The sequence below is a fragment of the Pseudomonas sp. Ps21-P2 genome (assembly GCF_039672565.1).
GTDB lineage: Bacteria > Pseudomonadota > Gammaproteobacteria > Pseudomonadales > Pseudomonadaceae > Aquipseudomonas.
The window spans coordinates 217,295-236,725 of record NZ_JBDFPL010000006.1; the positions used below are offsets into that span (position 1 = coordinate 217,295).

Sequence of the window (19,431 nt, forward strand, 5' to 3'; positions counted from 1 at the left end):
GCTCCCGACGTCACAGGTGCTCACACTGCGTACGGGAGCGAGTGTGGGTTGTATACGAAGCGAGAGGCAGAATGCGTGCCATTGCGGACTAAAACCGCTGGCAAGGCGCCAAAACAGCGGGTTTCCAGCAATCGAAGACACCGAAATTTTAGATTTCAAAACGGGGGATTGCAGATGCCGCGCCTGCCCGCAGTGCACCATGACCAATGTCGGTGCGTTTTCATGGGGCAGGAGACGGGCAAAAGGGAGAGGCAAAATGTGTATACGATCACCGCGAGCTTTGTTCCAACTTATCAGCCCGCGTGCTATCGCATCCTCGTAAGAAACAGTCCCGATTCACTCGGGCAACTGCGCCAGGCCATCCGGGTCAGTCATCGCCCGCTCCAGCAGATCCGCCGGCAGACTCTTGCTGGCCCGCGCGCCGAGCAGCTTGAGCTGTTCGCTGCGGCTGACCAGATTGCCGCGCCCCTCGACGAGCTTGTTACGCGCGGCGCCGTAAGCTTTGTCCAGCTGCTGAAGACGGTTGCCGACTTCGTCCAAGTCTTGGATGAACAGTACGAATTTGTCGTAGAGCCACCCTGCCCGCTCGGCGATCTCCCGGGCATTCTGGCTCTGCCGCTCCTGCTTCCACAGACTGTCGATGACCCGCAACGTCGCCAGCAGCGTGGTCGGGCTGACGATCACGATGTTGCGATCGAAGGCCTCCTGGAACATGTTGGGCTCGGCCTGCAACGCCGCAGAGAACGCCGCTTCGATCGGCACGAACAGCAAAACGAAATCGAGACTGTGCAGCCCTTCTAGGCGTTTGTAGTCTTTGCCGGACAAGCCTTTGACGTGATTGCGCAGGGACAGCACGTGCTGCTTCAGCGCCGCCTGGGAAATCACCTCATCGTCGGCCGACACGTACTGCTGATAGGCCGTCAGACTGACCTTGGCGTCGACAACGACCTGCTTGTCGCCAGGCAGCATGATCAACACGTCAGGCTGGAAGCGCTCGCCGTCGGGCCCCTTCAGGCTGACCTGGGTCTGATACTCGCGGCCCTTTTCAAGACCGGCATGCTCGAGCACCCGCTCCAGAATCAGTTCGCCCCAGTTGCCCTGGGTCTTCTGGCCCTTCAGCGCACGGGTCAGGTTGTTTGCCTCATCGCTCAGGCGCAGGTTGAGCTGCTGCAAGCGCTCCAGCTCCTTGCTCAGAGAGAAACGTTCGCGGGCTTCGTTCTGGTAACTGTCTTCGACGCGCTTTTCAAACGACTGGATGCGTTCCTTGAGCGGATTGAGCAACTGCCCCAGCTGCTGCTGACTGGTCTCGGCGAAGCGCTGTTCGCGCTCATCGAAAATCTTGCCGGCCAGTTCTGCGAACTGCGCACGCAGCTCGTCGCGGGAGCCCTGCAGATCGGTGAGGCGCTGCTGGTGACTGTCCTGTTGTTCGCGCAGCTCGGCGCCAAGGGATGCGCACTGGGCGTCGAGTCGGCGCAGCTCGGCCTCTCTGGCGGTCCGTTCGCGGCCCCAGTCTTCCTGGGCCTCGCGCGCGCCTTCATGCTGCTGGCGCAGCAACTCCACTTCCCGGCGCAGGGCCGCCAGGTCTGCCTGCTTCACTGCATTGGCTTGGGCGAGATCACTGATCTCGTCGCGGCTGGCATCCAACTGAGCATTGAGCCCATCCTGCGCCATCTGAGCGTTACTCAAGCGCTCGTCGAGCAACGCGGCGTCCGCCTCCCGTTGCGCCAGGCGCCGCTGCAACTGCCACGCCAGCCCCAGCAAAGGCACCGCCGCCACCGCCAATCCCAGCAACAGGCTGGTTAACTCAAACACCATAAAATCCAGACTCCGACATTCAGGCAGGCAGCATTATGCGCAGAAGCGAGCTCGACGTCCGATCCGGGTTAATCAGTGCCCGGCCAAGACAAAAATACGAGCGAATGCTTCAGAAGCAGCGTCGTAGAGCCAGCGCTTGGGACAATCCACAGAACCTGTGGATAACTCAGTGGACAACACCCCTTAAGCTCTCGCAAACGCACGTAGAATGGGGCCTGCGTTCAAACTGACGATTTTTTCACCAGCGTAAAAAAACGATGGTTTTCATTGACTTAATAATTCGTTGCATTAAATCAAGCGGTTAGCGGACGACGTGACAGTGACATGACAGATACCTTTCGCAATGTGCACAAGTGAATTTCGTCTGTACCTAAGCCGGTTTCCATAGCCATGGCATTCGCTCAAAATTCGCGAAAACAAGGCACGGCCCCACCCTTCCCGCTCCATATGCTGTAGTCTTTTCCGCCCCGCGTTATGCCGCTTAGCTAACCTATTGCAAGTCAGCGCTTGCGTTGTTCCTGTAACTCCATTAGCATCGCCGCCGTTAGTACCAAGCTGAAAGTCAATTCTGATCGAACAAATCCCCCAATCCAGGTCCGCCAACTGAGCGAACGGATTGAAAACAGGGATCGATCACCTCGATGGTTTCCAGACATGAACTCACACGACCTGCCGAAGAAACGGAGGGGTGTGCAGATCATTCATGCTCTTATCAACCAGCCTGCAAATTGATCAGGATCTTCACCTCGAGCATCGAACCTTAGCTCGCGTTGTGTTGCCTGCCCTCCTAAGTACCTACCAGTCAGCCCCGCGCCACATTTTAAATGCGCTCAACTGGCTGCTTTTTGTTCCAGACAGGTTCTGCGCCCTGCCACTGACTCGCATTCGAGCATCGGTCCGCGTTTACTGGAACGTTTTTATTTTGCACGCCTCTTATTGCGTGTCGATTCAGGAAACACCCATAACATGACTACTCATATCCAGACTCAAAACGCTATTCGTACACTGACCAACGCTTTTGCCCCGATGAACTGCCTGATCATGGCAACCCGCAAAGGCTGCTTCAGCTTCACCATCGTCAACGAGCACGGCATCGCCCGCCATAGCGAACGTTTGTACCCGGATCAATACTCCACCGATGCTCCGCTGCAGGCTGTCATCGACCGTACGCGTCAGGCCCTGGTTGCTTGATACCGTTGCCTGATACCGTCCGTCGGTAAATATCGCTGCATCGACAAGGCCTCACCTGATAACGGTGGGGCTTTTTTGTATCTGTTTTACTTACAGAAAAAGCGACAGATGCAGTAATGAATACCAATCGCGCCGTACATGCCGACTGGGAACTCACCTTAAAACAGGCCTTTACACCGTAAATATCACACTACACTTCAAGTCAGCGGCGCAGGTCGCTGCCGGTGGGCCCACTCCATCACTGCTGCCAAGCGCCAGGGCCCGCCGACTCATCAACTCCCCGAGGGTGTTATGGGAATCGCCGCCAGTGAACTGTGTCGCTACGTCATCCGCCCGACGCTTCTCTATCTCGGCCGAGCCAATCAGGCCGCCGAATCCTTGCTGCTGGGGGTCGCCGCCAGCCAGTCCGCGCTAGGCGCCGAGCTGGATAACCCGCGCGGCCATGGGCTTTACAGCATTGCGGACACTCAGCACCGCCAGCTCTGGGACGAATACCTCGCCCGCGATCCGGACCTTGCTAGCCTCGTTCGGGGGCTGGCGAGCCAGCACGCGTTCCTCACTGGCCCCGATCTGGAACTGACGGTCAACCTGCGTTATTCGACCGCCATCGCGTGGTTGATGGTCGAGGCGAGCCATATTTCGCTTCCGGATGCAGATGATTCGTTGGCCATGGCGCAAATGTGGCGCGAGATATTTCAGCCCGGCGGCCAACTGCAGGATTTCACCTTGGCCTGGCAAACATAGGTCAGCCCCTTGTTTCAGCCCTCGACGGCCATTTCGTGACCGATTGGTATTGAATGAAAAAGCCGCGAACTTTCAGGATTGTCCTACAAGAACCGCTCTAAATCGGCTGATCCAGGCTATAGCGCGCTGGCAGAAATATTGGTAATTTCCGCGCGGTGATCAACAGGAGTTCTAACAATGAAAAAAACAATGATCAAATCCAGCCTCAGTCTCGCCATCACTCTTGCCTCTACTCAGATTTTCGCCTCCGGCTTTGCCCTGAACGAACAAAGCATCAGCGGCATGGGGACCGGTTTTGCGGGCCGTACCTCGTCCGTCGATGACGCCAGCATCGTGTACGGCAACCCGGCCGGCATGTCGCGCCTCAAGCGCGCGCAGGCGACCGTGGGGGTCGCCGCAATCGATGCCTCGACCGACATCACCGACACCAGCGGCCGCAGCACCGGTTCCAACAAAGGCGACATGGTTCCTTTCATCGCCGTGCCGATGGGCTTCTACGTGAACCCGGTCGACGAGCACTGGGCGTTCGGCTTCGGTGTCTACGCGCCATTCGGCCTGGTCACCGACTATGAAGACAACTTCCAGGGCCGCAACTTCGGCAGCAAGAGCATCGTCAAGGTCGTAACCTTCCAGCCGACCGTCAGCTACGCATTCAACGACAAGGTGTCGATCGGCTTCGGCCCGACCATCAACCGTATTTCCGGTGCGCTGGAATCGGCACTCAATGTCAGCCCGCTGCTGGGTGCCCGCACCGGCGACGGCCGCGTGCAGGTCAAGGGTGATGACGTCGGTTACGGTTTCAACGCCGGTATCCTGGTGCAAGCCACCGATACCACCAGCGTCGGCCTGACCTACCACTCCAAAGTGACCTACAACCTCGAAGGCCACACTGAAGTGACTCCGGGCGCAGGCGTGCCTGCCCAAGTACTGGGCGCGGGTCGATACGACGCCAAGCTGAACATCGACACGCCTGAAACCGTGGACTTCTCGGTCACGCAGAAGATGAACGATGCCTGGAAACTTTACGCGGGGGCCACCTGGACACGCTGGAGCCGTCTGGAAGACATCACTGTGAAGAATTCGGGCGTCACTCGCGCGGGTGGCGTTGCTGCGCCAAGCCTGGTCGGTACCATCACCGAAGAGCAGAACTGGCACGACACCTGGGCCTACGCCGTGGGTACGTCGTATCAGTTGAACAAGCAGTGGGTGTTGCGTACCGGTCTGTCGTTCGACCAGTCGCCGACCAACAACGAGAACCGCTCGCCGCGCATCCCGACAGGCGATCGCACGATCTTCAGTCTGGGCGCCGGTTACAGCCCGACCGACGACATCACCATCGATGTGGCCTACTCCTACTTGCAGGAAGAGAAGGTCAAGGTCGCCGACTCGAACGCTCTGGGTCAAAGCTACAACGCCAAGTACGACAACAGCGCCAACGGTTTCGGCGTCGGCATGACCTACCGCTTCTGATGCAGTAGGCGGGACAGGCAGATCACCTGTCCGCCCCACAAAAAACCCCGCAGCCAGCAATGGCTGCGGGGTTTTTCGTTGTGGCCGGTCTGCTTTGCGTCAGCGCGTTTTTACGGCTTGGAGGCGATGGCCTTTTCGATGGCTGAGATGAGTTCGGGATCGTCCGGCGCGGTGTTGCTGGAGAAGCTGGCAACCACGTTGCCTTTGCCGTCGACCACGTATTTATAGAAGTTCCAGCGCGGCGGATTGCTTTGCTCGGCGAGGACCTTGAACAGGTTGATGGCATCGGCGCCACGCACCGGCTGGGGTTCGGTCATGGTGAACGTGACGCCGTAGTTCACGTAGCAGACCTTGGCGGTCTCGGCAGCGTCTTTGGATTCCTGCAGAAAGTCGTCCGAGGGCACCCCAAGGACTTCAAGCCCCTCACCCTTGAAGCGCTGATTGAGCGCTTCCAGCCCTTTGAACTGCGGCGCGAAGCCACAGAAGCTCGCGGTGTTGACCACCAGCATGGGCTTTCCGGCGAACTGTTTGCACAGGTCGATATCCTGTTTCGCCCGCAGCTTGGGCAGGTCGCCCTGCAGCAGTGGCGGGCAATCGGCGGCCGCCGCGGCGCCACTGAGGGCAAGCAACAACAGCGGCGCGTGAATCCAGCGTAGGGCCATGGCGACGTCCATTCATGAGCGGGCAGGAAAGGTGGGGCTGCCGCTACGCTACTCCGCCGCGCGATGAATGCCTAGCGCCAACCAAACGGGCTATCAGCTGGCTTTGTCGGTGGCCGTGAACGCCCGCTGGATCGCCTGGGGCGGTTCGCCGAAGTTGCGCAGAAACGCCTGGCGCATCCTTTCCCGATCGCCGAAACCGGTCTCCCGGGCGACCACTTCAATGGGGTGCCGACTGGTTTCCATCATCGCCCGTGCCACTTCCACCCGCAGGCATTCGATGGCTTTCGCCGGGGTCTGGCCGGTCTCCCCGCGGAACACCCGACTGAACTGGCGAGGACTCAAGCGGGCGATGGCGGCAAGTGCATCAATGGAGAGATCACTTTTGAGGTTCTCGCGGGCGTAGGCCAGCGCCAGCTGCACGCGGTCGGACTTGGGGTCCAGTTCCAGCAGCGTCGATAACTGGGAATGCTCGCTGCCGCGACGTTGATAGATCACCAGCTTGCGCGCGACCTGCCGGGCGATGTCGGCGCCGAGGTCGTTCTCGACCATCGCCAGAGCGAGATCAAGGCCGGCGCTCATGCCCGCACCGGTCCAGATCTGGCCGTCCACGGTAAACAGTTTGTCGTCCTCGACGCGAACGTTCGGGTAGCGCTTGCGAAACTCGGGGGCATGAATCCAGTGCATGGTGGCGCGCTTGCCGTCGAGCAGACCGGCCTCTGCAAGCACAAACCCGCCCGTGCACAGCGACGCCACCCGCCGCGATTGAGCCGACGCAGTGCGCACGAACTCAAGCAGGCTGGGAGTCGGCAATTGCAGGTCCATATAACCGCTGACGATGATGGTGTCGTAACCGTCGGCCTGCAATGGCGTGGTATTGACCGAAAAGCCTTCGGACGACATGACGGCCCCGCCGCTCTCGGACACCAGATGAAAGGAGTACGCCGCCTCGCCCTGCATCAGGTTGGCGCAGGTCAGCACGGACCCGACCGACAGGCTAAGGGACTGGAATTGCGGGTACACCACCAGCGCAACGCTATGCATGACACCTCTCAGGTTGGTCTGCCGACTAATGAATGACGGGAGCGACCGGGGTGGCGCTCCCACATGGACAGGTTATCTTTGCTGCATCAATCGCACATCAACGCCAATGTGACCAGCACCAGGGTTTCCAGCAGTTCGAGCATCGCGCCAGCGGTGTCGCCGGTAGTGCCGCCCAGCCGTTGCATCATCACCCGACGCAGCGAGAAGAAGCCACACGCTGTCACCACCAGCACCCACGCCGCCGCGCCGCCACCGATGAGCACGCAGACCACCGCCACCGCCGCCAGCACCCGCACGCCCGTCTTGCGCGGCAGGTGATCGGCCAGCGCCTGGCCCAGCCCGCCGGCGCGCACATACGGCGTGTTCAGAAACAGCGCCAGCATCGCCGCGCGGCCAATCACCGGGGCCAGCAGCAGGCCAACATCCGTGTGCGCGTCAATCAACGCCAACAGCGCGGTGAATTTCAACAACAACACCACCACCAGCGTGACCACCGCAATCGGGCCGCTGCGCGGATCCTTCATGATGAGCAGCGTGCGTTCGCGGTCGCCGAAACCACCGAGCCAGGCGTCGGCGCTGTCGGCCAGGCCATCCAGGTGCAGCCCACCGCTGAGCATTACCCATCCCGCCAGCAGCAAAGCGGCATGCAACAACATCGGCGCGCCGTCGAGCAGATGATTCAGCGCCATCAACAGCACGCCGAACAGCAAACCCACCAGCGGGTAAAACAGCAGCGAGCGCCCCGATTCCTGGGGCGTCGGCATGCCCGGCAGGCGAATCGGCAGGCTGCTGAGGAACTGCAAGGCGATCCGGAACGGCAGCATTTAAACCTCCGTCAACTCACCGTCGGCCTGAACGGCGAGACCGAACATACCACCGTGGGCCACGGTGACCTGCAGCAATTGTTCGCGGGGCAGACCGCGGGCGCGGGCCAGCAGCAAACGCATCACCCCGCCATGGCTGATCAGCAGAATGCGCTGTCCGTCATACGCCCGCTGCAACCGCTCAACAGCGGTCAGCACGCGGGTGGCAAATACCTGGACCGGCTCGCCATTGGGCGGCGTAAATCCGTACGGATCTTCCCAGAAACGTCCCAACCCGGCAGCATCGGTTTCCATCAATTGCGCAGGGCTCTGGCCTTCCCAGTCACCGAAATGCAATTCCTGAAGACCGGCTTCCAATTCCACGGGCAAGCCCAGCCGCCCGGCCAGCTCGTCGGCGAAACGGGCGCAGCGTTGCAGTGGCGAGCTGACGATCCGGTCCCAAGGCCCACGATCAGCCACCGCCGCACGCATCTGCTGCCAGCCGATGTCGGTCAGCGCGTCGTCGATGCTGCCGCGCAGGCCGCCGCCGAATTCGGTTTCACCGTGGCGCAGCAAATCCAGACGCAGCGTCATGCCGGGCGATCTGCCACGGCGGCTTCGGCGAAGGTCGCCATGCCTTTATGCAGCTCGCAGGCCAGACGCAACAATGGCACCGCCAGCGCCGCGCCACTGCCTTCGCCCAGACGCAACCCCAGGTCCAGCAACGGCTCGGCCTGCAGCGCGTCCAGCACCAGGCGATGGCCCGGCTCGGCGCCGCGATGGCCGAAGAACAGCCACTCCCGGCACGACGGATTAATACGCACCGCCACCAACGCCGCCACGGAACAGATAAAACCATCGACCAGCACCGCGATGCCCTCCTGCGCGCAGGCCAGATAGGCGCCGACCAGCGCCGCGACTTCAAAACCACCGAGGGCGCGCAGACTGGCCAGCGCGTCACCGACAGAAGCGGCATGCAGCCGCAGGGCACGTTCGATCACTTGCGCCTTGTGGCTCACGCCTTCGGCATCCAGGCCGGTGCCGGGGCCGGCCAGCGAGGCGGCGGCGCAATCGAGCAACGCGCACGCCAGCGCACTGGCGACGGTGGTGTTGCCGATGCCCATTTCGCCGCCGATGAACAACTCGGCGCCCGCAGCCTTGGCGCGCAGCACGCTGTCGCGACCGCCATCGAGCGCAGCGTGCAGTTGCGCCTCGCTCATGGCCGGACCCTGGGCAAAATTTGCGGTGCCCGGGCCGAGGTTGAGGTGACGCACGCCCGGCAGGTCCAGCGGGGCAACCGTGCCCAGATCGACCACGTCCAGCTGCGCCGACAGCTGCCGCGCCAACACGCTGATGGCCGCGCCGCCCATGATGAAGTTGTGCAGCATCTGCCCGGTGACTTCCTGGGGGTACGCCGAGACCCCTTCAGCGACCACGCCGTGATCGCCGGCAAAAATCGCGATCCAGACCTCATCGACCTCCGGTTTCAGGCGACCCTGCAGGCCGGCAAGTTGCACCGCTACCTCTTCCAGCCGACCCAAAGAACCGGTCGGTTTGGTCAGTTGCTGCTGACGGGCCAACGCTTCTTCGCGGCTGGCGTGATCGACTTCTCGGGCAGGCGCGAGCCACCAGGCGTTACTCATAGTGCGGGTCCTTTCAGGATCATGGGCAGTCCGGCGACGGTGAACACCACGCGCTGGCAACGTTCGGCCAGCGCCTGATGCAGCCAGCCGGCTTCATCGACATAACGACGGGTCAGCTCACCGAGCGGCACGACGCCCAGCCCGGTTTCGTTGCTGACAAAAATGATTTCGCCCGGCAGTTCCGCCAGACCATCGAGCAAGGCCTCGCGCTCTTGAACCAGCCGCTGCGAATCGTCCAGCATCAGCAGATTGGTCAGCCACAGGGTCAGGCAATCCACCAGCAGGCAGCGGCCCTCCCCGGCGTTTTCCCGCAGAACGCGCGCCAGTTCGACAGGTTCTTCGACTAGCCCCCACTCCGCCGGACGACGCTCGCGGTGCACGGCGACGCGCTGGTTCATTTCGCCGTCCAGAGGCTGACTGGTGGCGATGTAGATGACGTCGAGGCCGCTGTCGCTGGCGAGCTTTTCAGCCAGCCGACTTTTGCCGGATCGTGCGCCGCCGAGGATCAATTGCAGCATCAGGGTTGCTCCAGGCCGCAGAGTTCACGCAGTAATGTGCCGTCCAGGTGGGTTTCCACCAGATCGGCCAGGCGCTCGATGTCGCGCTCGCGCAGGGCGTGGTAATCCACCAATTGCACATTCTGCAGCCCGGCCCATCGCAGCAACGCGCTGCTCGACGCAGGATTCTCGAACAGCCCGTGCAGGTACGTGCCGAGCACTTGGCCGTCAGGACTGCACGCGCCATCGCAACGACCGTCGGCCAGCTGGACCAACGGACGCTCCAGCGCCGCGCCGGTGGTCACGCCGGCATGAATCTCGTAGCCGCTGACGTCGGCGTCTTCGAGGGTCAGCCGCCCGCTCACATTGCGCAGCTGTTTCTCTTCTTCCAGCACCGTGCTCAGGGCCAACAGCCCCAGGCCCGGGCTTGAACCCGCCGCGCCTTCCAGTCCGTGCGGGTCGTGCAACTCTTCGCCCAGCATTTGCAGGCCACCGCAGATGCCCAGCACTTTGCCGCCGTATCGCAGGTGGCGGTGGATGGCGGTGTCCCAGCCATTGGCGCGCAGATAAGCGAGATCACTGCGCACGCTTTTCGAGCCGGGCAGGATGATCAGGTCAGCGCCGGGAATCGCCTGCCCAGGGCCGACGAATTGCAGATTGACCTGGGGGTGCAGGCGCAGCGGGTCGAAGTCGGTGTGATTACTGATGCGCGGCAGGACCGGCACGATGACATTGAGCACCTGCTCGGCCTTGTCGGTCTGGCGCTGATCAAGACCGTCTTCAGCCTCCAGATGCAGGTCCATCACGTAGGGCAGCACGCCCACCACCGGTTTGCCGGTGCGCTGTTCGAGCCAGTCGAGGCCGGGCTGAAGCAGCGCGATGTCGCCGCGAAAACGATTGATGATGAAACCTCTGACCCGCGCCTGTTCGCTGGGCGACAGCAATTCCAGCGTGCCGACCAGATGGGCAAACACCCCGCCGCGATTGATGTCCGCCACCAGCAGCACCGGGCAATCCACCGCTTCGGCAAAGCCCATGTTGGCGATGTCGCCGGCGCGCAGGTTGATCTCGGCCGGCGACCCGGCACCTTCGACCATGACCACCGGCCAGCCCTCGCTGAGGCGGCGATGGGAAGCGAGTACGGCCTGCATCGCGATGGCTTTGTAGTCGTGGTAGGCGACGGCGTTCATGGTGGTGAAGGCGCGCCCGTGAATGATCACTTGCGCGCCCGTGTCGCTGTTGGGTTTGAGCAGCACCGGGTTCATGTCGGTGTGGGGTTCGAGGCCGCAGGCCTGGGCTTGCACGGCCTGGGCGCGGCCGATCTCGCCGCCGTCCGCGGTCACTGCGCTGTTGAGCGCCATGTTCTGCGGTTTGAACGGCACGGTGCGCACGCCCTGTCGGGTCAGCCAGCGGCACAGCGCCGTCACCAGCGTGCTTTTACCGGCGTCGGACGTGGTGCCCTGCACCATCAGGGTTTTGCCGATGTTCATGGGCGCTCCCGGGAGAACTCACTCAGTGCCTGTTCCAGACGCTGCCAGTCGGCGTCCTCGCGGGGCAGGCCGAAACGCAGGCTCCTGTTGTTGTTGAAGATGCGCAGAAGGATGCCCCGGTGTGCGCAGAACTCATACAGTTCTTCCGCCAGCGGCGTGATCAGCCACTGAAAAAGCGCGCAGCCGCCCTTGGGCGCGAAACCGTGGCGGCTGAGCACATCGACCAGACGCTGACTGGCCTGCTCGGTGCGCTGGCGCTGACGTTGATGCCCGGCCACATCGTTGAGACAGGCCTGACCGATGATGCGGGTTGGCCCGCTGACCGCCCAGGGTCCGATCTGCCGCGCCATGACTTTGAGAAAGCGCGGCTCCGCCAGCACAAAACCCAGACGCACACCGGCCAGCCCGAAGAACTTGCCGAACGAGCGCAATACGATCAGGCCCGAACGCTGGGTGTAAGCCGCCAGGCTCAACTCCGGCGTGTTGTCCATGAACGCTTCGTCGACCACCAGCCAACCACCACGCTGGGCCAGCCGCGTGTGCCATTCCAGCAGGCGTTCGGGCGTGAGGCTCAGGCCGGTGGGATTGTTCGGGTTGACCACGACGAGCACATCAAGGGTGTCGATGAACCGCTCCACTTCGTGCTCAAGCACTTCGCGCACCAGAAAACCGGTGTTGCGCCAGGCCTCGGCGTGCTCGGCGTAGCACGGCGACAGCACGCCGACCTTCCCCGCCTGACGCAGACGCGGCAGCGCCTGAATCGCCGCTTGGGAACCGGCCACCGGCAGCACGTCCGTGGCGCCGTAGTAGCGGCGGGCGGCGGCTTCCAGACCGTCATCGGTTTCCGGCAGGCGCGCCCAGGCCGCTTCAGGAATCGCCGGGATTGACCACGACCACGGCGAAATCCCGCTGGACAGGTCCAGCCAGTCCGCCTCATCAATGCCGTATTTCAGGACTGCGCCACGCAATCGGCCGCCGTGTTCAAGCATAGAATTCTGTCCCCAGACACAAAATCAGCAACCACAGCCACACGCCGCGCTGCACCAGTTGCCAGCCGCGATCGATGGAGTCGGCGTCCGCCGGCACGCCTTCGCCCAGGGTCGCGCGCTCATGCAGCTCGCCGTGATAAATCGCCGGGCCACCCAGCTCGACGCCCAGCGCACCGGCGCCAGCGGCCATCACCGGGCCTGCGTTGGGGCTGTCCCACTTCGGGGCCTGGGTGCGCCAGCAGCGCAGGGCCAGTCGGGTGTTGCCCAGCAGCGCGTAGGTCAACGCCACCAATCGTGCAGGAATGTAGTTGAGCAAGTCGTCGATTTTCGCCGCCGCCCAGCCGAAGCGTTCGAAGCGCTCGTTGCGATAGCCCCACATGGCGTCGAGGGTGTTGCTCAGCCGATAGAGCACAACGCCCGGCGCGCCCAGCACGACGAACCAAAAGATCGCCGCGAACACCGCGTCGCTGCCGTTTTCCAGCACCGATTCCGTGGCGGCGCGGGCCACTTCAGTGCTGTCCAGCTCGGAGGTCTGGCGACTGACCAGATAGCCGACGCGCCGACGCGCTTCGGGCAGATCGTCGCTGCGCAGCGCCTGGGCGACCGGCTCGACGTGCTCGCCCAGGCTGCGCAGACCCAACGCGCAGTACAGCGCCAGCACTTCCACCAGCCAGCCAACGAACGGCAGCCAGCTGAGCAACGTGGCGATCAGCATCAGCGGAATCACGGCGATGAACCACGCCGTCACGCCATGGCTGCGCCAGCCCCGGCCGGCAGCATTCAGTCGCTGTTCGATGCGCTCGGCAAAACGGCCGAACGCCACCAGCGGGTGGTTCCGTTTTGGCTCGCCGAGCAACGCGTCCAGCGCGACCCCGGCGACGCTCAATAACGCCACACTCATGCAATCACTCCCCATGTGTTCTCGTAGACCAACTCTTGCAACGCGCGCGGCTGCGCCCAGCCCTCCAGCACCAGCATCGGCGCCGGGTAAAATGCCTTGACCGGCCCCAGGCACAGGATCGCCAGGGGTTTTGAACCGGTTGGCATCTTCAGCAAATCGGCCAGGGCCTGGGGATCGAACAGCGACACCCAGCCCATGCCGAGGCCTTCGGCACGGGCCGCCAGCCAGAGGTTTTGAATGGCGCACGACAGCGACGCCATGTCCATTTCCGGCAAGGTGCGGCGGCCGAAGATGTGTTTGTCGCGGTCGTCCATCAACGCAGCGACCAATACCTCGGCGCAGTCGCTGATGCCCTCGACCTTGAGCTTCATGAAATCGTCGGACCGCTCGCCCAGGGCTTCGGCGGTGCGAATGCGTTCCTCCTCCACCTGCGCCTGAATCTGCGTGCGCAAGGCCGGATCGGTGATGCGCAGGAAACGCCACGGCTGCATCAAACCGACGCTCGGCGCGTGGTGGGCGGCTTCGAGCAGACGGGCCAGCAACTCCGGCGCGACTGTGCCCCCGCAGAAGTGACGCATGTCGCGACGCTCGGCGATGGCGCGGTAAACGGCGGCGCGTTCGGGGTCGGTGAAGGTGTGTTCAGTCATGGCTCGCCTGTCCCGCGCGTGAAACACAGCAATCACCTGCGATGCGCCCCTTGTAGGAGTGAGCTTGCTCGCGAAAACGGTTTTTCAGACAAGGAGTGGGATCGGACGCGCCCACTTCGCGAGCAAGCTCGCTATCACAGAATGCGGCGTTTGAATGAGATGGGCTCATGGCAAAAACAGCGCCGCCATCGCCTGGGGATTCGAGGGAAAGTAAAAGTGGACGTACGACGCGGTCATGCGCCCTTCGCGGTACACCGCTTCGGCGCCGCGCCCGCCATTGGGGCTGAGGCCGCGGGCGATGGGGGTCAGCTCGGTGCTGGTCAGGGAGTGGTGATAGGTGTGGCCGCGCAGGGTGCCTTCCGGCAGCTCGACCGATTGCAGGGCCAGCGCCGCCAGACGCTTTTGCATCACGGCTTCCCCCTTGAGCAAGCCCACCCCTTCGGCGCGCTGGCCGTCGACATCGGTCAGGGCATCGAGCAGATACAACATACCGCCGCATTCGGCGAGCAGGGGCTTGCCGGCGGCGTGGTGCGCGCGAATCGCGGCCAGCATGCTGTGGTTTTCCGCCAGCGCCGTGTGATGCAGTTCCGGGTAGCCGCCTGGTAGATACAGGCTGTCGGCGTCCGGCAGTTCGCGGTCGCGGATCGGCGAGAAGAACGACAGTTCGGCGCCCATCTCCCGCAACAGGTCGAGGCTGGCGCCGTAGAAAAACGCGAACGCCTCGTCGTGGGCGATGGCGATTTTCACTCCGGCCAGTAGCGGTTCGGCGGGCACGAACTCGGGCGCGGTAAAGGTCACGGACGGTGGCAACGTGGCGTCGCAGGTGCTGGCCAGCGCGGTGGCCGCAGCGTCAAGGCGCATGTCCAGGTCATTCAATTCGCTGGCCTGCACCAGGCCGAGGTGCCGGCTGGGCAGCTCAATGCCGGTTTCACGGGACAGCGCGCCGTACCAGCGCAGGCCTTCGGTCAGGCTGCCTTCGAGCAACTGCGCGTGGCGCACTGTGCCGACGCGATTGGCCAGCACGCCGGCAAACGGCAGATCCGGCTGATAGCGCGCCAACCCCAGCGCCAGGGCGCCAAAGGTCTGGGCCATGGCCGTGCCGTCGATCACCCCCAGGACCGGAACGCCGAAACGCCGGGCCAGGTCTGCGCTGGACGGCGTACCGTCGAACAAGCCCATGACGCCTTCGATGAGGATCAGGTCGGCGTCGGCGGCGGCTTCCCACAACAGGCGCCGGCTTTCGGCCTCGCCGATCATCCACATGTCCAGCTGGTACACCGGATGGCCGCTGGCGCGTTCGAGAATCATCGGGTCGAGAAAGTCCGGCCCGCATTTGAACACGCGCACCTTGCGGCCCTGATTGCGATGCAGACGGGCCAGTGCGGCGGTGACGGTGGTTTTGCCCTGACCGGACGCGGGCGCGGCGATCAATACTGCCGGGCAGTGCCGGGGCTGGCGCTCACTCACAGTTCGATGCCTTTCTGCGCCTTGATGCCGGCTTGAAAGGCATGCTTGACCACGCCGATATCGGAAACGGTGTCGGAGAGGTCGATCAGTTCCTGCTTCGCCCCGCGACCGGTGACGATCACGTGCTGCATCGGCGGGCGTGCCTGCAAATCGCTCAGCACCTGCTCCAGGTCCAGATAACCGTGCTTGAGGGCGATGTTCAGCTCATCGAGCACGACCATGCCGATGGAGGCGTCCTTGAGCATTTCACGGGTCACGGCCCAGGCGGCTTCGGCGGCGGCGATGTCGCGCTGGCGGTCCTGGGTTTCCCAGGTGAAGCCCTCGCCCATCACGTGGTAACGCACTTGTTCGGGAAAGCGGCGGAAGAACAGCTCTTCGCCGGTGCTGTGGCGGCCTTTGATGAACTGCACGACGCCGCACTGCATGCCATGGCCCATGGCGCGGGCCAGCATGCCGAAGGCCGAGCTGCTTTTGCCTTTGCCGTTGCCGGTCAGGACCAACAGCAATCCGCATTCATTTGGCGCGCTGGAAATGCGCTCGTCCATCACCGCCTTTTTGCGCAGCATGCGCGCCAGGTGGCGTTCGTCACGTTCGGGGGATTCGCTCATCTCAGCTCTCCGCTTGAGGGCAGGTGTGGCAAACGGAGGGCACAGGCAAAGACTGTCAGCAGGCACCGGACATGGCCCGGCCTGCAGCAGAGCATCGCCCTCCGTGATGCTGTTCGATGGATCAGGCCGGTCTCCGGACTCATGAGTTGCCACAACCGTGGCAGGCCAGGCGCCTTCCCATGTTCAGCGAACACAGTGGCATTGTGCGTGGCCTTGACTCATTTACCGTTGCGGAGGCAGCGCCGGAATTGATCGCACGAGCAATCGCACCGGCTTCCCTGTTTCACCCTGTGGACCAACAAGGTCCCGGGCACCTGAAACATGGCGCGAAGGTTAGAGGGTTGACTGGGGAGCGTCAATCGAACCGTGGACAGAGCGCCCACGGGTTTACGGGATTTCACCCTGGAATGCACAGGTGTTCCTGCAGCAGCAGCCCATGAACACGTTGCCTCAAAAACGACTATTGCCTGGCAAGATTCGATGGCTGGATAACGCGCTTGGCATTCAGCCAGGCCTTTTGCCAATAAGGCTTGTCCAGGCTGTCGAGTTTGACGGTGCCGCCGGTGGCCGGTGCGTGAACGAATCGCCCTTCCCCGACGTAGATGCCGGCGTGACTGACGTGGGAGCCGCCGCCCGTGGCGAAGAACACCAGGTCACCGGTCTGCAACTGGCTGCGGTCGATGTCCGGACCACGCAGGGTGATCATTTCCCGCGTGGACCGCGGCAAGGTGATACCGGCGGCGTCGTGGTAGACATAGCCTATCAGGCCACTGCAATCGAAACCCGAATCAGGCGTGTTGCCGCCCCAGCGATAAGGCGTGCCAACGAGGCCGATCGCGCGCAACAAAACGTCGTCGGCGAGCGGTGAAGAAAACTGGGGAGGAGCGGAAACTACAGGCCGGTAGACGACCTTGCGTGGAGCAGGCGGTGGAGTGCTGGAACATGCGGCCAGCAGCACAGCCAGAGAGGCGACGATCAGGCGAACCGTTAACGACATAAACACGACAACCTGTGCGGGATGCAGCTTACTTTGCCGAGGGCCGGGGTCGCGCGCAAGAGGGGTTAGCCCTTTGCGCGCCCGGAATTAACGGGTTTGGCGCTTGATTGTAGTCGAGCTCATCGCGGTAGTGGTTGCAGGTACCGTTGAAGGTGCCATCGCCAGCGCGCGTTTGGCTTCGATGAACGTCTTGGCCCAGTAAGCATCGTCGAGGCTGTCGACGCGGACACCACCGCTGCGGCGGCTGCTGGAGTGGATGAATTGATCATCGCCCAGGTAGATGCCCGCATGGCTGACACGACCACGGCCGGCAGTGCTGAAGAACAGCAGGTCGCCTGGCTTGAGGTCATTGCGTTTAACGAGAGGGGCATCGATGTTGATCATTTCGCGGGAGGAACGCGGCAGGCTCATGCCCGCCTCTTCGCGGAAGAGATAACCGATGAAACCGCTGCAGTCGAAACCAGAGGTGGTCGACGTGCCGCCGAACCGATAGCGAGTGCCTATCAGGGATTTGCCGCGCTCGAGGATGCTGTCAGCCAGAACCGGCAGGCGGTACGGCTTGTTATCGGCAAATTGAGCGAGCTCGTCTTCGGTGGCGACTTCGTCATCCAGTACGGAGGATGCGTAATCGGCACGCTTGCTGGCGGATTGAGCGGTGGCAGAGTCCCGGAACTGGGGGCTTTGCGACTGTTGTTGCGACGTCGGCATCTGGGCCGCACAGCCGAACAACAGCGTTACGAGTGCGAGAGGCACGAGGGGTGCGAAGCGGTTTAGCATGTGCACGACCGTGGCTGAAGTGTAAAGAAGCCGAGACTATGCCTTCAATCGTACCCATTTGCAAATTCAATCGAAACAAATGTGACTTACGATGTCGTCCATCACTTCTAAGGCTCTACACCTCAGAAACGCATCCATGTGCGCGGAATGATCGGTCGGCGAAGGGTTTATCTCGGCAGTAAAGCCTCCCGTCACCCGAGCGCGCAGCATGGGCTCATGAATGTATGGGAAGCTGGCGGTGGTTCCGATGCTGAGCACAGCGTCAAAGCCTTTTGCCATCTCTTCCTGAAGCACGTTCAGTGCCAACTCTGGCAACATCTCCTCAAACAACACCACCGATGGCCTCAAAACGCCAGTACAGCGGGCGCACAGCGGTGGCAGTGGTCGGTTGAGGCGCTCGCTCAACAGCGGATCCTCGGCGCCACAAGATTGACAGTAGAGCGGCGCCAACTGGCCATGAATTTCGATCAGGCGTTCTGGCGGACTGCCCGCAGCGCGATGATAGCCGTCGACGTTTTGCGTCAACACCCAGCATTCCGGCTTGCGCCGCTGCAATTCGGCGATGGCATAGTGCGCCGCATTGGGACGTCCGCCCAGGCAAGCGCTGCCCAATTGTGCAATGTATTTCCAGCACAGCGCCGGATCACGACGCAGCATCGGGCCGGACAACGCCATTTCGATCGGCAGGCCGTCGTCGGTCTCGCCGTTGTACAGACCACCGACACCGCGATAGGTCGGCAAACCCGAATCCGCCGAAAGGCCAGCACCGGTGATGATCAGGATGCGTGTGGCATGGCGCAGGGCCGCGGCAGTTTGCAGGACCAAAGCCTGATCGACCACGGACGCGCTTACCAACCGAGGGTTTCTTTCAGGAACGGAATGGTCAGCTTGCGCTGGGCCTGCAGTGAGGCTTGATCGAGCTGTTCAAGCAGGTCGAACAGCGCACTCATGCTGCGCTTGCCGCGGGTGAGGATGAAATGCCCCACTTCGTCGGTAAGGTGCAGCCCGCGGCGGGACGCGCGCAATTGCAGGGCGCGGAGTTTTTCTTCGTCGGACAACAGGCGCATCTGGAACACCAGCGCCATGGTCAGCCGTGATTTCAGGTCCGCCAGCTTGACCGGCAGCTCTCGGGGCGAGCATGAAGCGGCGATGAGCAAGCGTCGGCCACTGTCGCGCAGCCGGTTGAACAGGTGGAACAACGCCTCTTCCCATTCAGGCTTGCCGACCACCGCCTGAAGGTCATCGAGGCACACCAGTTCGTACTGCTCCAGATGATCGAACAGGCCGATGCCTTGATCGAGCAGTTCGGCCATCGGCAGATAAACCGCCGGCTCGCCCATCTGTTCGAATCGCAGGCAGGCAGCCTGCAACAGGTGCGTGCGCCCTACCCCGTTCTTGCCCCACAGATAGATGAGGCTTTCTGTCCAGCCGGCCTCGGCTTCGCACAGCCGCTCGACATAGCCGAGTGCAGCGGCATTGGCGCCTGGATAGTAATTGATGAAGGTGGCGTCATCACGCAGACGCACACTCAGGGGCAGCTGAACTGGTTTCATGCTGGCTGAACGGTTCGTGACGAACCGCCAAGGGGCCTCTGTGAAAAGTGCGCAAAGTCTATACCCGCAGGGCTGGCCGCACAATGCGGCAGACCGCCAGCAAAATCAAAGGCTTGCGTATGTCACTGGTATCACT

20 protein-coding genes and 1 riboswitch are annotated in these 19,431 nt (G+C 62.5%); of the genes, 3 read left to right on the forward strand and 17 right to left on the reverse strand.

Going from position 1 to position 19,431, the window contains the following annotated elements; all coding sequences use genetic code 11:
- Positions 1-336 precede the first annotated feature (336 nt).
- Positions 337-1,701, reverse strand: a complete 1,365-nt coding sequence (gene rmuC, locus ABEH28_RS16915; RefSeq protein WP_282367612.1) for a DNA recombination protein RmuC — start codon at positions 1,699-1,701, stop codon at positions 337-339.
- Positions 1,702-2,781: 1,080 nt separating this feature from the next.
- Here rmuC and ABEH28_RS16920 point away from each other — a divergent pair.
- From ABEH28_RS16920 to ABEH28_RS16930, 3 genes are all read left to right on the forward strand, one after another.
- A complete protein-coding gene (locus ABEH28_RS16920; RefSeq protein ID WP_122535677.1) occupies positions 2,782-3,006 on the forward strand; it encodes a hypothetical protein in 225 nt (74 codons plus the stop codon).
- Positions 3,007-3,297: 291 nt separating this feature from the next.
- Positions 3,298-3,750, forward strand: a complete 453-nt coding sequence (locus tag ABEH28_RS16925; protein ID WP_346630614.1) for a hypothetical protein — start codon at positions 3,298-3,300, stop codon at positions 3,748-3,750.
- Between the two features lie 177 nt (positions 3,751-3,927).
- Complete coding sequence (locus ABEH28_RS16930; RefSeq protein WP_192172842.1) at positions 3,928-5,220, forward strand: outer membrane protein transport protein; 1,293 nt, start codon at positions 3,928-3,930, stop codon at positions 5,218-5,220.
- 110 nt (positions 5,221-5,330) lie between these two features.
- On the opposite strand, the gene ABEH28_RS16935 is transcribed toward ABEH28_RS16930, so the two are convergent.
- The 16 genes from ABEH28_RS16935 to hda all read right to left on the reverse strand — a co-directional run bounded on the left by ABEH28_RS16935 (position 5,331) and on the right by hda (position 19,295).
- Positions 5,331-5,882: a glutathione peroxidase gene (locus tag ABEH28_RS16935; RefSeq protein ID WP_346630615.1), complete on the reverse strand. Its 552-nt coding sequence runs from the start codon at positions 5,880-5,882 to the stop codon at positions 5,331-5,333.
- Positions 5,883-5,975: 93 nt separating this feature from the next.
- Positions 5,976-6,923, reverse strand: coding sequence for a GlxA family transcriptional regulator (locus tag ABEH28_RS16940; protein ID WP_346630616.1), 948 nt, complete (start codon positions 6,921-6,923; stop codon positions 5,976-5,978).
- A gap of 86 nt (positions 6,924-7,009) precedes the next feature.
- Entirely contained in the window at positions 7,010-7,747 is a 738-nt protein-coding gene (locus ABEH28_RS16945) for an adenosylcobinamide-GDP ribazoletransferase (RefSeq protein ID WP_346630617.1), read from the reverse strand.
- Positions 7,748-8,320, reverse strand: coding sequence for an alpha-ribazole phosphatase family protein (cobC, locus tag ABEH28_RS16950; RefSeq protein WP_346626504.1), 573 nt, complete (start codon positions 8,318-8,320; stop codon positions 7,748-7,750). It lies immediately after the preceding gene.
- Positions 8,317-9,369 carry a nicotinate-nucleotide--dimethylbenzimidazole phosphoribosyltransferase gene (cobT, locus tag ABEH28_RS16955; protein ID WP_346630618.1) on the reverse strand — a complete coding sequence of 351 codons (1,053 nt, stop codon included), beginning with the start codon at positions 9,367-9,369 and terminating at the stop codon, positions 8,317-8,319. The genes cobC and cobT overlap by 4 nt, the downstream gene beginning before the upstream one ends.
- Entirely contained in the window at positions 9,366-9,887 is a 522-nt protein-coding gene (gene cobU / locus ABEH28_RS16960; protein WP_346630619.1) for a bifunctional adenosylcobinamide kinase/adenosylcobinamide-phosphate guanylyltransferase, read from the reverse strand. Before cobU ends, cobT begins: the two co-directional genes overlap by 4 nt.
- The gene (locus ABEH28_RS16965) at positions 9,887-11,356 is read right to left on the reverse strand and encodes a cobyric acid synthase (protein WP_346630620.1); all 1,470 of its coding nucleotides are present in this window, start codon (positions 11,354-11,356) and stop codon (positions 9,887-9,889) included. Before ABEH28_RS16965 ends, cobU begins: the two co-directional genes overlap by 1 nt.
- Positions 11,353-12,345 carry a threonine-phosphate decarboxylase CobD gene (gene cobD / locus ABEH28_RS16970; protein WP_346630621.1) on the reverse strand — a complete coding sequence of 331 codons (993 nt, stop codon included), beginning with the start codon at positions 12,343-12,345 and terminating at the stop codon, positions 11,353-11,355. Before cobD ends, ABEH28_RS16965 begins: the two co-directional genes overlap by 4 nt.
- Positions 12,338-13,246, reverse strand: coding sequence for an adenosylcobinamide-phosphate synthase CbiB (gene cbiB, locus ABEH28_RS16975; protein ID WP_346630622.1), 909 nt, complete (start codon positions 13,244-13,246; stop codon positions 12,338-12,340). Before cbiB ends, cobD begins: the two co-directional genes overlap by 8 nt.
- The gene (gene bluB / locus ABEH28_RS16980) at positions 13,243-13,893 is read right to left on the reverse strand and encodes a 5,6-dimethylbenzimidazole synthase (RefSeq protein WP_346626499.1); all 651 of its coding nucleotides are present in this window, start codon (positions 13,891-13,893) and stop codon (positions 13,243-13,245) included. The genes cbiB and bluB overlap by 4 nt, the downstream gene beginning before the upstream one ends.
- Positions 13,894-14,058: 165 nt before the next feature.
- Complete coding sequence (locus ABEH28_RS16985) at positions 14,059-15,360, reverse strand: cobyrinate a,c-diamide synthase (protein ID WP_282367585.1); 1,302 nt, start codon at positions 15,358-15,360, stop codon at positions 14,059-14,061.
- The gene (cobO, locus tag ABEH28_RS16990; protein WP_282367588.1) at positions 15,357-15,968 is read right to left on the reverse strand and encodes a cob(I)yrinic acid a,c-diamide adenosyltransferase; all 612 of its coding nucleotides are present in this window, start codon (positions 15,966-15,968) and stop codon (positions 15,357-15,359) included. Before cobO ends, ABEH28_RS16985 begins: the two co-directional genes overlap by 4 nt.
- A gap of 106 nt (positions 15,969-16,074) precedes the next feature.
- A riboswitch (cobalamin riboswitch) is annotated at positions 16,075-16,301 on the reverse strand.
- 127 nt (positions 16,302-16,428) lie between these two features.
- Positions 16,429-16,965: a C40 family peptidase gene (locus ABEH28_RS16995; protein WP_192172855.1), complete on the reverse strand. Its 537-nt coding sequence runs from the start codon at positions 16,963-16,965 to the stop codon at positions 16,429-16,431.
- Positions 16,966-17,052: 87 nt separating this feature from the next.
- Positions 17,053-17,742, reverse strand: coding sequence for a C40 family peptidase (locus ABEH28_RS17000; RefSeq protein WP_192172856.1), 690 nt, complete (start codon positions 17,740-17,742; stop codon positions 17,053-17,055).
- A gap of 66 nt (positions 17,743-17,808) precedes the next feature.
- A complete protein-coding gene (locus ABEH28_RS17005) occupies positions 17,809-18,582 on the reverse strand; it encodes an NAD-dependent deacylase (RefSeq protein WP_192172857.1) in 774 nt (257 codons plus the stop codon).
- 8 nt (positions 18,583-18,590) lie between these two features.
- Complete coding sequence (gene hda, locus ABEH28_RS17010; RefSeq protein ID WP_074890952.1) at positions 18,591-19,295, reverse strand: DnaA regulatory inactivator Hda; 705 nt, start codon at positions 19,293-19,295, stop codon at positions 18,591-18,593.
- Positions 19,296-19,431: the final 136 nt, after the last annotated feature.

Bases quoted from the DNA above. Each gene is read 5' to 3' on its own strand.
- ABEH28_RS16945 (WP_346630617.1), bottom strand. From the start codon at position 7,747: ATGCTGCCGTTCCGGATCGCCTTGCAGTTCCTCAGCAGCCTGCCGATT.
- ABEH28_RS16940 (WP_346630616.1), bottom strand. From the start codon at position 6,923: ATGCATAGCGTTGCGCTGGTGGTGTACCCGCAATTCCAGTCCCTTAGC.
- ABEH28_RS16930 (WP_192172842.1), top strand. From the start codon at position 3,928: ATGAAAAAAACAATGATCAAATCCAGCCTCAGTCTCGCCATCACTCTT.
- ABEH28_RS16995 (WP_192172855.1), bottom strand. From the start codon at position 16,965: ATGTCGTTAACGGTTCGCCTGATCGTCGCCTCTCTGGCTGTGCTGCTG.
- ABEH28_RS16965 (WP_346630620.1), bottom strand. From the start codon at position 11,356: ATGAACATCGGCAAAACCCTGATGGTGCAGGGCACCACGTCCGACGCC.
- hda (WP_074890952.1), bottom strand. From the start codon at position 19,295: ATGAAACCAGTTCAGCTGCCCCTGAGTGTGCGTCTGCGTGATGACGCC.
- bluB (WP_346626499.1), bottom strand. From the start codon at position 13,893: ATGACTGAACACACCTTCACCGACCCCGAACGCGCCGCCGTTTACCGC.
- ABEH28_RS17000 (WP_192172856.1), bottom strand. From the start codon at position 17,742: ATGCTAAACCGCTTCGCACCCCTCGTGCCTCTCGCACTCGTAACGCTG.
- ABEH28_RS16935 (WP_346630615.1), bottom strand. From the start codon at position 5,882: ATGGCCCTACGCTGGATTCACGCGCCGCTGTTGTTGCTTGCCCTCAGT.
- cobT (WP_346630618.1), bottom strand. From the start codon at position 9,369: ATGAGTAACGCCTGGTGGCTCGCGCCTGCCCGAGAAGTCGATCACGCC.
- cobO (WP_282367588.1), bottom strand. From the start codon at position 15,968: ATGAGCGAATCCCCCGAACGTGACGAACGCCACCTGGCGCGCATGCTG.
- cobD (WP_346630621.1), bottom strand. From the start codon at position 12,345: ATGCTTGAACACGGCGGCCGATTGCGTGGCGCAGTCCTGAAATACGGC.
- ABEH28_RS16925 (WP_346630614.1), top strand. From the start codon at position 3,298: ATGGGAATCGCCGCCAGTGAACTGTGTCGCTACGTCATCCGCCCGACG.
- cobC (WP_346626504.1), bottom strand. From the start codon at position 8,320: ATGACGCTGCGTCTGGATTTGCTGCGCCACGGTGAAACCGAATTCGGC.
- ABEH28_RS16920 (WP_122535677.1), top strand. From the start codon at position 2,782: ATGACTACTCATATCCAGACTCAAAACGCTATTCGTACACTGACCAAC.
- cobU (WP_346630619.1), bottom strand. From the start codon at position 9,887: ATGCTGCAATTGATCCTCGGCGGCGCACGATCCGGCAAAAGTCGGCTG.
- cbiB (WP_346630622.1), bottom strand. From the start codon at position 13,246: ATGAGTGTGGCGTTATTGAGCGTCGCCGGGGTCGCGCTGGACGCGTTG.